At 71.2% G+C, this 16,077-nt stretch carries 7 protein-coding genes; all 7 read left to right on the forward strand.

Annotated features, from left to right (window positions below):
- Positions 1-26: 26 nt before the first annotated feature.
- The 7 genes from LXT21_RS43620 to LXT21_RS43650 all read left to right on the forward strand — a co-directional run bounded on the left by LXT21_RS43620 (position 27) and on the right by LXT21_RS43650 (position 16,068).
- A complete protein-coding gene (locus LXT21_RS43620) occupies positions 27-3,284 on the forward strand; it encodes a carboxypeptidase regulatory-like domain-containing protein (RefSeq protein WP_254044187.1) in 3,258 nt (1,085 codons plus the stop codon).
- An 88-nt stretch (positions 3,285-3,372) separates the two neighbouring features.
- Entirely contained in the window at positions 3,373-4,626 is a 1,254-nt protein-coding gene (locus tag LXT21_RS43625; RefSeq protein WP_254044188.1) for a metallophosphoesterase family protein, read from the forward strand.
- Entirely contained in the window at positions 4,623-8,174 is a 3,552-nt protein-coding gene (locus LXT21_RS43630; RefSeq protein ID WP_254044189.1) for an AAA family ATPase, read from the forward strand. The genes LXT21_RS43625 and LXT21_RS43630 overlap by 4 nt, the downstream gene beginning before the upstream one ends.
- A gap of 110 nt (positions 8,175-8,284) precedes the next feature.
- Positions 8,285-8,971, forward strand: coding sequence for a lysophospholipid acyltransferase family protein (locus LXT21_RS43635; RefSeq protein WP_254044206.1), 687 nt, complete (start codon positions 8,285-8,287; stop codon positions 8,969-8,971).
- 60 nt (positions 8,972-9,031) lie between these two features.
- Positions 9,032-12,361 carry a carboxypeptidase regulatory-like domain-containing protein gene (locus LXT21_RS43640; protein ID WP_254044190.1) on the forward strand — a complete coding sequence of 1,110 codons (3,330 nt, stop codon included), beginning with the start codon at positions 9,032-9,034 and terminating at the stop codon, positions 12,359-12,361.
- Between the two features lie 52 nt (positions 12,362-12,413).
- Complete coding sequence (locus LXT21_RS43645; RefSeq protein ID WP_254044191.1) at positions 12,414-13,238, forward strand: phospholipid scramblase family protein; 825 nt, start codon at positions 12,414-12,416, stop codon at positions 13,236-13,238.
- Positions 13,239-13,338: 100 nt separating this feature from the next.
- Positions 13,339-16,068, forward strand: a complete 2,730-nt coding sequence (locus tag LXT21_RS43650; RefSeq protein WP_254044192.1) for a hypothetical protein — start codon at positions 13,339-13,341, stop codon at positions 16,066-16,068.
- Positions 16,069-16,077: the final 9 nt, after the last annotated feature.

Below are 16,077 nucleotides of genomic sequence, written 5' to 3' on the forward strand. Positions count from 1 at the left end.
TCGACGTCAGCAGCCGGAGCTCGTGCATGCGCAGGTGGTTCTTGGGGGGCAGCATCCTCGTCATCGGAGTCCTCGTGCTCCTCGTGTGGCGGCCGTGGAGCGGCGAGCCCTCGGCGACTCCTCGCGCACCCGCGGGACAGGCTCGCGCCGCGCACGACGCGCTGCCTCGCACATCCGCTCCCCTGCCCCCTTCGAGCGCCGGGCTCTCCATCCGTGGCACCGTCGTGGACACGCTGGGCAAGCCCGTCGCCGGCGCCCGCGTCTCCGCGTCCTGGCCCGAGGACGGTGAGACGCTGTCCGCGACGCCCTGCCCCAAGGAGCTGCTCTCCCGTCGCGACGCGCTCAGCCCGGAGCCCTGGGCGACTCGGATGCTCGTCGACTGCATGCCCGCCTCCGAGAGCATCCTCGTCTCCCTGCTCCTCGCCCGTCAGGGTGAGGCCCCCGTGCACGCGGAGGCGCTGTCCTCCGAGGACGGCTCCTTCGTCCTCGAAGGCCTGCCCGAAGGCCCCCAGACGCTGCTCGCGCTCTCCTCCCAGGGCGCGGGGACTCGCATGGGCGTGCCCGCCGGGAGCAGCGGTGTCTCGCTGATGCTCGACGACTCGCTGTTCATGTCAGGCCGCGTCCTCGATGAGGACAGCGCCCCCGTGCCCGGCGTCGCCATCACCCTCGCGAGCTGGCGCAACACCCGCTTCTTCGACACGACCACCGATGCCCGGGGCCACTTCAAGCTCGGCCCCCTTCCCTTCGACTCCTACGTCCTGCTCGCCGCGAAGCAGGACTGGAGCCCGACCCTCGATTGGCTCCAGCTCCGCGAGGCGCCTCACGAGATCCGCCTGGGCCGCCGACACACGCTCACCGGCCGCGTGCTCTCGAATGGCGCCCCCGTGAAGGACGTGGAGGTGCTCGCCTCCCGCGAGAAGGTCATGGAGGACAGGCCGCCGCTGCGCGCGAAGACGGACGCGCAAGGTCGCTTCACCCTCGAGCCCGGCAGCGGCCACTACCGGCTCACCGCCGAACACGCGGGCCAGTACGCACGCGCCCTGGTGGAGCTGGGCAAGACACCCTCGTCCCCCGTGACGCTGAACCTCGGAGAGGCGCTCGGTGTCGAAGGACGCGTCACCGACGACCAGGGCGCCCCCGTGGCCAAGGCCCGCGTGAAGCTGCGGTCCACCGACCGCTCACGCGTCGAGGAGCTGGAGACCCTCACCGGTCCGGATGGTCGCTACCGCGCGGGACCCGTCGCTCCCGGAGGCTGGGACTTCACCATCGAAGCCGACGGCTACGTGGACATGTCCAGTGCCGAGGAGCGCGTCATGTCCTCCAACATGCGCTCCCAGGACTTCACCCTCACGCGCGCCACGTCCGTCACTGGTCGCGTCGTCGACGGCTCGGGACGTCCGCTCGCGGGCATCCGGGTCGACCTGCACCGCCCCGTCCAGCACGCCGAGGACTTCGAGCCCCAGGAGAGCACCTACTCGGCCGAGGACGGCGCCTTCGTGCTCGATGCCACCGAACCCGGCGACTACAAGGTGAGCACCTTCAGCGAGCGCTTCGTCCCGCTCATCCTGTCGACGCCCGCTCCCGCCAAGGACGTCCTGCTGACGCTGAGCACCGGTGGCACCGTCGAAGGCACCTTGCTGGACGCACGAGGACAACCCATGCCGCGCTTCCATGTGGTCCTGGGGCGGATGGACGCGGGCGAAGACGAGCAAGAGCCGCTGGAGACGATGGGCACGGATGACCAGGGCGTCTTCCGCCGTCAGGGCGTCGCTCCCGGGCGCTACCGCATCTTCGCGCTGCGCGCCTCCCCCAGCGTGGACCGCAAGGTCGAGGCCGAGGTGGAGGTGCGCGATGGCGCCGTGGCGAAGGTGACGATGCGACTGCCGCCCGAGCGCGCCGTGGAGGTGCTCGTCGTCGACACCTCGGGCAACCCCGTGGAGAAGGCCCTGGTGCGCGCCAGGCCGCTGGACCCCACTCCCGAGGAGTACCACTCAGAGATGCACCACTTCTCCTCGGGCGTCAGCACGGACGCGAACGGACGCGCGGTGCTCCGACACCTGGAGGCCACCGGGTACAGGCTCGCCGCCACGAAGCTCGGTCACACCCTGTTGCCTGAGCGCTCCACGCCCTCCTCCAGTCCCTCGGCGACGGGCTCCGAGAATCTCTTCATCCAGGCGGACACGCAGCAGGCGCGGTTCGTGATGAAGCGCCACTCGCATGTCAAAGGTCGCCTCGTCGGACCGGATGGCGCGCCCCTCTCGCGCTTCCGCGTCAACGCGCAACAGCTCGAGTCCGATGACGGGACCTTCTCGCTCCCCAACCACCCCATGGCGGGACGCACCCAGTTCATCTTCAGCGCGCAGGGGCTGCCCACCGTGTCTCGCGCCGTGCAGGGCGGCGAGGCGTCCGCGGACGTCGACCTGGGGGACATCCGGCTCGAGGCGGGCCGCGCGCTCACGGGCGTCGTGCTGGACGCGACGACGGGAGAGCCCGCGGAGAATGTCCTGGTGGCGCTCGACAGCGAGCTGCGCGACGAGGGCGACAACTTCCCGCGACAGCTCGTCTTGAGGACCACGGACCGCGACGGACGCTTCGACCTGGGCAAGCTGGAGGCTCGCCCGCTCACGCTCCGACTGGCCCTGCTCGAGCGCTACCGCGAGCAGTTGGTTTCCATCAACGCCACGCAGACCGAGGTGACGGTGCGCATGGACCCCGGCGCGCGGCTGAACGTGACGGCGCGCGATGCGCAGGGGAAGAAGGCCAACGGCTTCGTCACCTATCAGGGCGCGGGCTCCGAGGGCTCCATCGTCCTGGAGAACGGCGCTGGGAAAGCGAGCGCGCTCAACCCCGGGAAGTACACGCTGCGGCTGGAGCCTCGCGGACAGCAGAGCCGTCCCCTGGCCTACCTGCCACAGCAGGTGGACGTGCCATCGAGCGGCGAGGTGTCGGTGCAGTTCAAGCCCGCAACGGGCGGCGTGACGGTGAGGCTGCGCGTGCCCACGGACCAGGGCGTGGACATGGCGCTGGTGCCCGGCAGCGTGCCTCCGCCCACGAGCCCCGCCGCGCTCCGCCAGGTCATGTTCCAGGGCATCCCCGGCTTCTACGAGGTGGGGGACACCGAGGTGGTGTTCGCTCATGTCCCACAGGGCAGGGTCACCGTCTTCTTCCTCACGCCCGACGCGCTCGGCCGCTACCACACCGAGGAGCTGGACATCCCCGCGAGTGGCACGATGTCTCGCACGCTACAGCTCGCGTGGCGGAGGCTCGACGTCACCCAGGACTAGTCGCCTCGCGGCTGTTGGACATCGCGCGTGCGTCTGCGGGCTGGAAACGAGAGCCGCGCCGTGCTTCAGGTACGGTGCGGGGCCCGCCATGCACTTCAAGTTCGTCCACGCCGCCGACCTGCACCTGGACACTCCCTTCCGCGGCATCGCAGCCCACGGCCCGCTGCTGACCCGGTTCCAGGAGTCAACCTTCCGCGCCCTGGCGCGCATCGTCGACTTGTGCCTGCGCGAGCGCGTCGCCTTCCTGCTGCTCGCCGGGGATTTGTTCGAGGTGAAGGACCGCTCCGTGCGCGCGCGGCTCGCCCTGCGTCGCGAGCTGGAGCGCCTGCACGTCGCGGGCATCGAGGCATTCATCGTCCACGGGAATCATGATCCGCTCAGCGGTGACACGGGCACGCTCGGACTGCCGTCCTCGGTGAAGGTCTTCGGCCCGGACTGGGAGGAGGTCGAGGTGCGGCGCGAGGGCCGCCGGTTGTGCCGCGTGCAGGGCATCTCGTATCCCGACGTGGAGGTGCGTGATGACTTGTCCTCGCGCTTCCGTCGCACCAGCGAGGGCTTCAGCGTGGGCCTGCTGCACGCGAACCTGGGCGGCGCCGAGGGCCATGCGAACTATGCCCCCTGCACCCCCGCGGGCCTGGGCTCGCGCGACCTGGACTACTGGGCGCTGGGACATGTGCACACGCGCGGCGAGCTGGCGCTCCCCGGCGGCGGGCTCGCGGTGTACCCAGGCAATCCGCAGGGCCGGCACGTGCTGGAGACCGGTGAGCGAGGCTGCGTGCTGGTGGAGGTGGAGGACCGTGGGACGCGGCGGCGCTTCGTGCCCGTGGACACGGTGCGCTGGCATCGGGTGGAGGTGCCGCTCACCGGCGTGGCCACGCTGGATGGATTGATGGGGACGCTGAGCGAGGCCGTGGACGCGGCGTGTGCTCATGAGCTGGACGGGCACGCGGTGCGCGTGGTGCTCACGGGGCGCGGTCCGCTGCACCGGGAGCTGGCTCGACCGGGGGCGCTCTCGCAGTTGGAAGAAGGGCTGCGCGCGAAGCTGGCGGCGGGACATCCACCGGTGCTGCTGGAGTCGCTGCGGGACTCGAGTCGCCCCGAGCTGGATTGGGATGCGCTCACGGCGGAGGGCGGCTTCGCTCGCACGCTGTTGGAGGAGGCTCGCGCGCTGGAGGAGGACCCGAGCGAGCTGACGCGACTGTGGGACGAGGAGGCGCTCGGCAGCCTGGGGCAGAAGCTGAAGCGCCTGGGGGTGGATGTGCTGGAGACGCCTCGCAAGGAGTGGGTGTCCCGCGCGAGCCTGCTGGGCGTCGAGGCGCTGCACGAGGAGGACGGGGCATGAAGCCGGGCTTGCGCATCGACTCGCTGCGGGTGCGACGCTTCGGACACTTCTCCGAGCTGTCGCTGGAGCTGGGTCCCGGACTGCACCTGATGTACGGGCCCAACGAGGCGGGCAAGAGCACGCTGCTCGCATTCCTTCGGGCCATGTTGTTCGGCTTCGAGAAGCGTGGGCATCCGGAGCGGTATGCGCCCTCCGAGGAGGACACGCCCTTCGGCGGTGAGCTGCGGCTCTTCACGGCGACGGGGCCGCTGACGGTGCGGCGCATGGCGACGCCCAAGGGACGCAAGGCCGAGAGCCTGACGGTGCTCGGGCCCGACGGCGAGCCGCTGTCCGAGGAGCGCCTGAAGGACGCGCGGGGACATGTCTCGCGGGAGCTGTACTTCGATGTCTTCGCTTTCCGGCTGGAGGAGCTCGCGGGCTTCGAGCAGCTCACGGAGGCTCGGGGCGCTTCGGATGCGTTGGTGGCCGCGAGCATGCGCGGGGCCCGGCGATTGCCCGAGGCGATGTCCGCGCTGAGCAAGAGCGCCGAGCGGCTCTACAAGCCGAGTGGGACGAACCCCGAGCTGAACGTGAAGCTCCGTGAGCTGGAGGAGGTTCAGGAACAACTTCGTGAGCAGGGGAACCGGCCCGCGCTCTACTTCGCGAAGCGCGAGCGATGGGAGGCGCTGGGTGGGGAGCTCGTCCGGCTGGAGACGCGGGTCCAGGAGGATGGTCGCGAGTTGGAGCGGCTGGAACGACTGTCCTCGGCGTTGAGTGAAGTCACGGCGCTGGGGGAGGCTCGGGCGGAGCTGGAGGGACTGCCGGCGCTGGAGACCTTCCCCGAGGGCGGCGAGACACGACTGGAGGAGGCGCTCCAGCGCGGTCGCAACCAGCGCGGCGACGTGGCGCGGCTCGTGGAGAAGCTGTCGTCCACGGAGGCGGAGCTGGAGCGGCTGTCGGCGCCTTCGCCGGTGCATGGGCGGGAGGAGGCGCTGCGCGCGGCGGTGGCCTCGTATGCGGAGTACTCGGAGAGGATTCGAGCGTTGCCGGCCCGGCGCGCGGCGCTGCGGGTGAAGAGGCGTCAGGTGGAGATGTCGCTGGAGGAGCTGGGCCTCGGCGTCGATGGCGCGGGGTTGATGGGACTCGACTTGAGCGCGGGGGCTCGCGCGGGGCTGGAGTCACTGTCGACGCGCCTGGAGGCGGAGGAGACGGGACGGAAGGATTCATTCGCCGCCTGGGGGCGGGCTCGCTCCGAGCGGGAGCGCCTGGATGGGGTGCTCGGGCGATTGGAGTCGGAGCTCGCGGAGCTGCCGGATGTGCGGCCCTCGCATGTCCGGCAACAACAGGCGGGCTCGCGTCGGATGCGCGAAGTGCGCGGTGAGCTGGAGCGATTGGGGGAGAAGAAGGAGGAGACCCGACGACAGCTCGAGGGCTCTCGCCATTCCGGAGTGGGCCCCGGGGCGCCGAACGTCGCGGTGATTCCCGTGTGGTGGGTGCCGGCGGCCGCCGCCATCGTGGTGGCGCTGGCGGTGGGTGCGTGGTTGATGGGTGGGACGGCGGCGGGGGCGATGTGCCTCGCGGGTGGATTGCTGCTCACCGGATTGGTGGAAGTGGCTCGGCGGCGCGTGGAGTCGGCTCGCGATGCGGAGCGCGCGGCCCAGGCGGCCCGGCTGCGTGAGCGGCAGCAAACGGAGGAGCGGCTTCGCGCGACGCTCGCGGGATTGGCGGCTCGCGAGGAGGTGCTTCATCGGGAGCTGCTCACGGCGTCGATGGAGGCGGGGCTCGCGCCGCTGGCGACGCTCGCGGACATCACCGTGCGCGAGGGTTTGTTGGCGGACCTGCTGGAGAAGGCGGGACGGCGCGAGGTGCTGCTGCGCGAGCGGGACACGCTGCGCGCCAGCCATGACGTGGCCTCGCGCGATGAACGTCAGGCGGGCGAGACGCTGCGTGGACATGAGGGGCGAATCGCGACGCTCAACGCCGAGCTCGCGGTGTGTCTGGCGTCACGGAAGTTCCCCTCGGGCCTGCCCGCGCCCGCGGCGCTGACGCTGTGGCGGGATGCCTCCGCGCTCCGGCAGCGCTGGCAGGACGTGAGCGCCGAGGACGCGGCTGTCAGTACGGATGAGGCCACCTGCGCGGCGGTGGTGACGCGGCTTCATGAGCTGACGCAGGGGCTGTTCACGAACACGTCCCTGCGCACCCATGCGGTCTCTGGCTCGTCGGGCCGCGATGCACCGACCGGCTCCTTGTCCCTGAATACGCCCGTGAGGCTCGCGCACGGCACGGAGCGCCCCCACGAGCTGACGAACCCAGCGTCGCACGACGGCGCTCCGACTCACGAAGACACTCCTCACTTCACCAGGACGGTGGACTCACACACGTCCTCGCGAAACGCTTCGTTCGCGACCGCGGACTCGTCGAACCGCGACGCGCCGACCGAAGCCCTCTCGTCCGCGACGCTCCTCACGGTCTCCAGTACGCGGGGCCTCCGCGCGGCTCGCGTCCCTCCGACGAGCACTCCGTTCCACGACGAAGACCTCCTCTCCGCCAGGACCACGGAGTCACTCGTCGCGAGCGTGACCTCCGCCCTCGACGCGGCCCGTGAGCGCGAGACCGAGCGGCGCGCGGTGGACGAACGTCGTCGCGAGCTGCGTGAAGAGAAGGCGCGCCTCGACACCCTCCGCCAGTCCGAGGACGCCGCGCTCGCCGCCCTGCTCCACGAAGGTGGCGGCGGTGACGAGGAGACCTTCCGCCGTCGGGCCGTGCAGGCCCGCCGCTACGCCGAGCTCGTCCGACAGACCCGTGAGCTGGCCCAGCGCATCGAGGCCCGCACCGGGCTCTCCGACGCACAGGTCCGCGAGGCGCTCCGCTCCCTCGGCGGCGCGGAGGGACTGCGCATCACCCTGGAACAGGTGCGCTCGCGACACTCGGAAGCACAGTCGAAGCTCAAGGACGTCCTCACCGAGCAGGGCGCCACGCGGAACCAGCTCGAACAGTGGGAGAACGACGACCTGCTCTCGCGCCTGCGCATCCAGGAGGAGACGCTCCGCGCGAAGGTCGCCGAGCTCGCCACCCGCTACGCCGAGGACAAGCTGGCCCTCGCCCTGCTCAACCGCGCCCGACAGCGCTTCGAGGAGGAGCAACAGCCCCGCGTGGTGCAGCTCGCCTCCGAGCACTTCGCCCTGCTCACCGAGGGCCGCTACCGCCGCGTGTTCATCCCCGCCGGCGACGAGCGCGAGCTGCGCGTCAGCGATGGCCAGCGCGACTGGTCCGCGGACCAGCTCTCACGCGGCACCCGGGAGCAGCTCTACCTCGCCTTCCGGCTCGCCGTGGTGCGCGACTTCGGAGAGACGCGGGGCGCGCTGCCGCTCATCGTGGATGACATCCTGGTGAACTTCGACCCCACGCGGGCCCGAGGCGCCATCCACCTGCTCGCCCGACTCGCCGAGCAACAGCAGGTGATCGCCTTCACCTGCCACCCCTGGCTGCGCACCCTGTTCGAGGCCGAGGGCGCGCGCCTGCTCGTGCTCGACTCCCACGACGCCTCCACCGCGCGCAGAGCGGGATGACAGGCGCGCCCAACTCCCCGCTATCTCCCTCCCGGGCCTGTGGCACACTGCGCGCCATTCGACTCCTGTTCTCCATCGTCTTCTGGGCGTTCCTCGGAATCTCCAGCCTGTTGCTCTTCCTCGGGGCCGTCGTGGTGTGGGCGCTCACCACGCCCTTCGACCGGAACGGGCGCGTGCTGCACCTGTATTCGTGCTTCTGGGCGCAGCTCTACTTCTACGTCAATCCGCTGTGGCACCTGAAGGTGGACGGCCGCGAGCACCTGCCGTGGAAGGGCGCCGCGGTGCTCGTGTCCAACCACGAGTCGCTCGGCGACATCCTCGTGCTCTTCGGCCTGTACCGCCCCTTCAAGTGGGTCTCCAAGGCCGCCAACTTCAAGCTGCCCCTCATCGGCTGGAACATGCACCTCAACCGCTACGTGCCGCTGGTGCGTGGCGACAAGGCGAGCATCCTGAAGATGCTGGCCCAGTCCGAGGCGTGGCTCGCGCGCGGCGTCCCCATCCTCATGTTCCCCGAGGGCACCCGCTCCGAGGACGGACAGCTCAAGCCCTTCAAGGACGGCGCCTTCGCGCTCGCCCTCAAGACGCAGTGCCCCATCATCCCCATCGTCCTCACCGGCACCGCGCGCACCCTGCCCAAGCACGGCCTGGTGCTGGAGACCTCCGCGCACTGCCACGTGCAGGTGATGCCTCCGGTGGACCCCTCGGGCTTCCACGACGTCGCCGCGCTGCGTGAGCACGTCCGCGACCTCATCGTCGCCGAGAAGGCCCGCCTGGAAGCGCTCCCCGCCCGCGCCTGAGCCCCCGGCGACTTCCTGCCGGAAGCCCTGCTACCGTGGGCCTCCGACGGGGAGGGAACCATGCGAAGGCCATTGGTGCTGGCGCTCACGCTCGCCGTGCTCACCCTGGGCGCGGGCGTGGCCTTCGTCCTCCTCCGGGACTCGCCCTCCGAGCCCGCCACCTCGCCGGCCTCCGTCACCCCTTTCACCCACGCGCCGCTGGCCCAGACACGCGGGACGCTGAGCCTCCGGGGCCGCGTGCTCGCCGCCGACAGGAGCCCCGCCTCGGGCGTGGAGCTCTCCGTCTCGCGCGCCCTTCCCGGCGAGTCGCTCTCGCTGCGCCCCTGCGGCGAGGACGTCGACCTCCCGCTCTCCTCGCCTGGGTGTGAGGACCTGGACATGCTCGCCGCCCTGCGCGACCTCATCCAGGCGGGCCGCGGCGACACGCCCGTGGTGGCGCGCGTCACCACCCATGCGGATGGCACCTTCGAGGTGAAGAACCTCCCCGAGGGCACCGTCGCGCTGTGGGCCGTGAGCGCGAAGGGCGCCGCGCTGGCCACGGAGGTGACGACGGGCACGGAGGACGTGGAGCTGGTCCTCGAGCCAAGCGTCGTCTTCGCCGGCCGCGTCGTGGACGAGGCCCTGCGCCCCGTGGTGGGCTCGAAGCTGACGCTCTTCCACACCGAGCATTCGCGCTTCTTCCAGACGACCAGCGACAGCGACGGCCGCTTCACGCTGGGCCCGCTGCCGGCGAGCACCTACGGACTCCAGGTGGACGACGACCAGCTGGTGGGCTCGTGCATGAGGGAGACCTCCCCCGATGCGCTCGAGGCGGAGGACATCGTGCTCCACCGACCCCGCAGCATCGTCGGTCAGGTCCTCCTCGAGGATGAGCGGCCCGTCGCCAACGCGCTCGTGGAGGCCGTGGACACCGGCGTCACCGCCGAGACGGACGCGCGCGGGCGCTTCACCCTGGAGGGGCTGCCTCCGGGCGACTACGTGCTGAAGGCCCGCCACGGACAGCAACAGGGCCAGGCGGAGGCGACGCTCGACGAGGAGCAGTCCGAGGTGGAGGTGACGGTGCGCCTGGGCACGCTCGTGCGGGTGACGGGCTCGGTGCGCGACACCGCGGGGCAGCCCATCGAGGGCGCGACGGTGCTGGCCAACTCCCGTGGCACCGTCTACTACGGCACGGAGGCCCTCACGGGAGCGGACGGGCGCTTCGAGCTGGAAGAGGCGACGCTGGGCACCCACCACTTCACGGTGTCGGCCAAGGGCTTCCTGCCCACCGAGACCACGGTGGTGGAAGTCACGCACCGCACACCGCCCGTGGAGCTCACCATGGAGCGCGCCTTCGTCGTGGAGGGCCTCGTGGTCGATGAGGCGGGCACACCGCTGACGGAGGTCACCCTCTCCGCCATGAAGTGGCTGCGTCAGCCCAAGGGCCGGCGCGACGGCAAGCCGCACGATTTGGAGCATGGGGACCCGGACGCGCCCTTCGCGGATGGGCCGGTCATCGACGCGGCGACGGATGACACGGGGCGCTTCGTGCTCAACCTCCCCTCGCCCGGCCTCTACCGGCTCTCGCCCAATGTGACGGGGTTCCTCGAGACCACCCTGGAGGTGGAGGCGCCCGCGCGGGACGTGCGCGTCGTGATGCAGCGGGGCGCGCGCGTGGTGGGCACCGTGGTGAACCTGAAGGACGCCCCGATTCCGAACGTGGCCATCACGCTGAGGCCCGTGGGCCAGGAGGAGCCCGTGCCCATCTGGGTGCGCAGCGACGCGCAGGGCGCCTTCCAGCTGGAGGGCGTGCCACCGGGCCGGTTCATCCTGCGCGCCTCGCTCGAGCACAGCGGCGTGGGCGATGTCTCGGTCGACGTGACGGTGACGGGCACCGAGACGAAGACGGTGACGATGCGGATGGACGGAGGCCTGTCCATCGCGGGGCTCGTCGTGAACGAGGCGGGCACGCCCCTGCCTGGCGCGAGCATCTTCGCCTATCCGCTGACCGAGCCCGACGACTCGAGCCGGCGACGGTTCGGACACCACGCGCCCCTGCCTCCTCCCGCGCAGGCCCAATCCAACGAGCAGGGGCGCTTCACGCTCGAGCACCTGTCGAACGGGCGCTACCGCGTGGACCTGACGATGGCGAGCTACGCGCTGCGCGGCTCGGACACGCCGGACGTCGACGACACCCGGCGCGTCTCGGGCGTGCAGGCGCAGGCGGGCGTGACGGACCTGAAGCTGGTGGTGCGCTACGTGGGCGGAGTCCGCGGGCGCCTGGTGCGCGAGGACCGCACGCCCATCACCCGCTTCAACATCGATGACGTGCCCTACCGCGACGCCAACGGCGCCTTCCAGGTGCCCGTGGAGCAGCCGGGCACCACCTGGCTGACGCTCGAGGCCCCGGGGCTCACGCGCGTGGTGCGCCAGGTGGAGGTCATCCGGGGCCAGGACCTGGACCTGGGCGACGTGGTGCTCAAGGCCGGGCGACGGCTGCGCGGCCGCGTGCTGGACGCGAGGACCTCCGCGCCGGTGGTGGGCCTGGAGGTGGACGTGAAGTCACCCGGCGCCGAGGCGCGTCGGGGCGAGGACTCGGGGGACATGGACGAAGGACCGCCCTCGCTCGCGTCGGCCATCACCCGCGCGGATGGCACCTTCGAGCTGCCGCCCCTGGAGGCGGGGCCGCTCGTGCTGACGCTCACCCATCCGGACTACCTGCCTCGCAGCGAGCAGGTGGGCGACGGCAGCGCGCCGCTGGAGCTGCGCGTGTCCGCGGGCGCGCGATTGGAGGGCACCGTGAAGGACCGCGAGGGCCGCCCCGTGGACACCGACGTCCAGGTGGTGAACGTGCTCTCCCCCGAGGACTCCCTGGACGTGGACCGGGGCACTGGGACGTTCCGCGTCTCCGGCCTGCCGCCCGGCGAGTATGCCGTCGCGCCCCAGGAGGACACGAACTTCCAGGGTGACTCCGTGCGCTTCCTCCCCCAGCGCGTGCGCCTGGGCCCCGACGAGCGCAAGGTGCTCCACTTCCAGGAGATGGCGGGGGCGACGACGCTGAAGCTCAACCTCCCCGAGCGGGGCGCGATGATGATGACCGAGCGCGTGGCCCTCCTGAACACCTACCTGTTCCCCGGCGACGTGCCGCTGCCCAAGTCGCTGCTGGAGCTGGAGCAGCTCGGCCGGAGGCTGGCGGTCCCATCCTGGCCCTATACCGACACCCGCTTCGAGGAGCTGTCCGCCGGGCACTACACGTTCTTCTTCACCAGCATGAACTTCGACACGCGCCGGGAGCAGGTCCACCGGGGCGAGGTGGACCTGCCCGCGAGCGGCGTCGTCGCGCTCGACGTCCAGCCCACGTGGCGCGCCCTGGCGCCCATCGAGGTGGTGGAGGATTCGGAGGCGGAGTGAGGCCCGCGCCCTCGTTTGCGCCCGCGCGGGATGCCGCTTAAGCCCTGCTTCCATGGGTGACAAGCCAGGGTGGGGCACCGACTCGGAGCTGGAGCTGGACTGGGGCGCGCGCAAGGCACGCTCCGAGCCACAGGACGCGCTGTCCACCGCTCCCGAGGAGCTGGCGCCGGCGCTCGCGGGCAAGGGGCCTCCGGGAGACCCGCGCTACATGAGCCTGGAGCTGCGGCTGGCGCTGGAGGCCGTGTTGACGGCGACCTCGCTGCGCATGCGCCAGTTCCGCGAGGCGCTGGAGATCCTCATCGGCTGGGAGGGGAAGAACAAGTACGAGGTCTGCGGCGAGGACGGCCGGGGCACCGTGTACGTGGGCGAGACGGGCGAGGGCTGGATGTCGCGGCTCGCGCGAAATTTCTGGCCCTTCTACCGCGCCCGGCTGGAGTGCATGACGTTGGGCGGCACGCTGGCGATGGCGGTGGAGCTGCCCTGGCACCTCTTCTTCGCCCGCGCGGAGGTGACGGCGTGGGACGGCCGCCCCATGGGGGACATCGTCCAGCGCTTGCGCCTGTTCGGTCGGCGCTTCGACATCGTGTCATCCACCGGCGCGGTGCTGGCCTCGGTGGAGGGGCCGTTCTTGAAGCCGTGGACGTTCCGAATCCTCCAGCGCGGCGAGGAGGTGGCGGTCATCCGCAAGAAGTGGAGCGGCCTCTTGCAGGAGACCTTCAGCGACGCGGACAACTTCCGCCTGGAATTCCAGCCTTCGTGCACCGACGGCCGGCTGCGTCAACTGGTGCTGGCCACCGCGCTGCTGGTGGACCTGACGTACTTCGACAACCGCAAGAATCGCTCGCTGTTCGGCGCCGGCGCGGACATCGTGGATTAACGGCTTCCTGCGACTCGCGGAACATCCGAAAGCGAGAAGTCCAGGACCCAGGCGTGCGCACACTGCCAGCAGTGGCGTCCTGTGCTAAGTCCCCTGGCCCATGTCGACGAGCGACGCGCTGAACGCAGCAGACCTCGAGCGGTTGGCCCAGGCGGAGTCGCCGGACCTGGCCGATGCCATGCTTGCCCTCCTCGAGCAGCAGGAGCCGGAGCCGGAGGAAGGCAAGGCCCCGCCGAAGGACGCCTTCACCTTCGAGAAGCTGCTGCGCTCGCTCGCCCAGGCGCAGGCCCGCTACGACAGCGCTGGACGCCGCGAGGCCTCCGCGGACGCGTGGCAGCGCTTCCTGGCCCAGAAGGACGTGCCCCAGCCCGCGCGGCTGGCGCTGGCGGACCTGCTGGTGTCGCTGTACCGCAAGAACACCAACGCCTCGCGCGCGGTGCTGCTGGAGCTGGCGGCCACCGCGGACCTGAAGTTCGGCCTGTGGGGCGGGCTCAAGCGCATCTACAAGCTGGCCGAGGCCAACCACGACGCGGAGCTGTTCGGCGTGCTCGCCTGGCGCTTCGACGTGGAGCGCCGGCAGTCCTACAAGCACGAGGTCTCCGGCGGGACGCTCCAGTATCTGCGCCGCCGCGCGTGGCGCTACCTGCGCCACCTGGGCGCCGCCGTCCCGGAGCTGTACCCGCAGTTCGCCGTGGAGGTGCTGCGCCACTACCAGGAGGACACGTCCTGGTACTCCGTCTGGGTGGCCAACCACATCTGGGCGCACGGCACGGGCAACTACACGGGCGGCTCCTTCGGCATCCAGCCGCCGGGCGACATGGTGAAGCAGCGCGCCTTCACGGAGGCGTGGAAGCGCTCGCCGGACGCGCTGATGCGGCTGCTCGACACGTGCCTGTCGGACCCCGCCGCGCGCTTCGCCATCCAGGGCCTGCGCAAGGACTTCCCGGAGAGCCTGCGCAAGGTGACGCCCGCGTGGCTGGACCGGCTGGCGCGTCGTCCGCTTGCCAGCGCCCACGACTTCCTGGTGGAGACGCTGCAGGGCTCCCCTGAGTTCCACCAGAGCAAGCTGCGCGAGCTGGGCCTGCACGACGCGGTCATCGCGCTGCTGATGTCACCCAGTGGCAGGGCGCGCACGTACGCCATCGAGTACGCCCGGGCGCACGCGCAGGACCTGTCCGCCGAGCGACTGGTGGAGCTGGTGGCCAAGGGTGAGAACGACGTGAAGGCCTTCGCGGCCGCCACGTTGGAGAAGCGCAACCCGCGTGAGCTGGGGATGGAGCTGCTGGGGCGGCTGCTGCCCTACAAGGCGACGGCCGGCTTCGCGGCGAAGTCGCTGGAGCAGTCGTTCGACCGGGCGGAGCTGACGGCGGGCTTCCTGCGGGACATGTACCTGGGCACCTCCGAGCAGCTCAACTGGGCCAAGGGGTACGTGCAGTCCAAGTACGCGGCCGGGGAGATGCCGGTGGCGTTCTGGAAGGAGCTGCTGGAGGACCCGCGGCTGACGAAGAAGCCGTACCCGGTGGAGGGCCTGGTGGTGAAGGCGCTGTCGTCGTACGCGCCGGCGGCCATCGGTCCGGAGTGGCTCTTGGACAAGGCGGCGCACCCGCGCATCGGCGCGCAGGTGGCCACGTGGCTGCAGCGCGCGGACAGCCTGCCGGGGCTGGACGTGGAGAAGGTGAAGGGCCTGGTCTTCAGCGCGAAGCACCGGCACGTGGCGCTGGCGCTCCTGGGCAACCGCAAGCTGTTCACCGCGCGGCAGCTCACGGTGCCCTGGCTGCTGGCGCTGGCGCGGCGCGCGGACCCGACGCTGCACGACTTCGCGCACCGCTACCTGCTCGAGTACGTGGCGCCCGCGGACTTCAGCGACACGGGAGACGCGGCGGCGGGCCTGGAGCGCCTGTTCGAGCTGGCGCTGGGCGCCAAGCAGCCGGTGCCGGTGCGCGCGTTCGCGCAGACGTACCTGCGCTGCCACCACCCCATCATCGGACCGGAGCAGCCGGAGTCGAAGTCCTACGAAATCAAGCCGAAGGCGCCTCGCAAGGCGTACACGCCGGAGAAGCTGTGGCCCGCGCTGTTCGACGCGCGCGACGACGTGCGCCGCTTCGCGCTCGCCGTCACCCGCGCGGAGCTGCGCGCGTGGGGCTGGCACACGCGGGTGTACGAGCTGGCGGACGCCGAGGCGAAGGAGGTCCGCAACCTGGCCTACGACGCGCTCCTGCGCGCGGGGGAGGAGGGCGCGGACGCCCGCTACGTGCTGCACCCCGAGGAGCTGGACCCCGTGAAGGTCTTCTCCCTCACGGAGAGCACCAAGCGCAGCACGCGCGAGGTGGCGGTGGAGCTCATCCGCCGGCACTACGCCAGGCTGGGCGGCGCCGAGCGGCTCACGTGGCTGATGCAGAGCGCGGACCGCGAGGTGGGCCTGTTCGCGGTGCGCCTGCTCTGGGAGAAGCACCGCCCCACGCACCTGCCGGAGGGGTGGAAGCCCGCGGGCGCGAAGGAGGCCCCCGCCACGGGTGGAGGCGCGCCGTTCGCGGACGTGCCGGCCCTGCGCGAGTTCCTGCGCAAGATGCTCTTCGGCCTGCCCCCGGGCCGCGCCAAGGAGGCGCGCGAGGGCGAGGTGCAGAAGCGCCTGTCGGCCAGCGTCGCCAAGCGCCGGGTCATCGAGCTGGTGCGGGACCTGGGCCTGGAGGACGAGAGCTTCGCCCGGGTCATCGCGCCGGTGCTCGGTGAGTTCACCGGCTCCATGGCGAAGGGTGAGTGGCAGAGCTGCCTGGCTTCCCTGGTCCAGCTGCGCACCGCGCATCCGAGCGCGCAGCTCGGGGGCTTCTGAGCGTCGGCA

Source organism: Myxococcus guangdongensis, assembly GCF_024198255.1.
Taxonomy (GTDB): domain Bacteria; phylum Myxococcota; class Myxococcia; order Myxococcales; family Myxococcaceae; genus Myxococcus; species Myxococcus guangdongensis.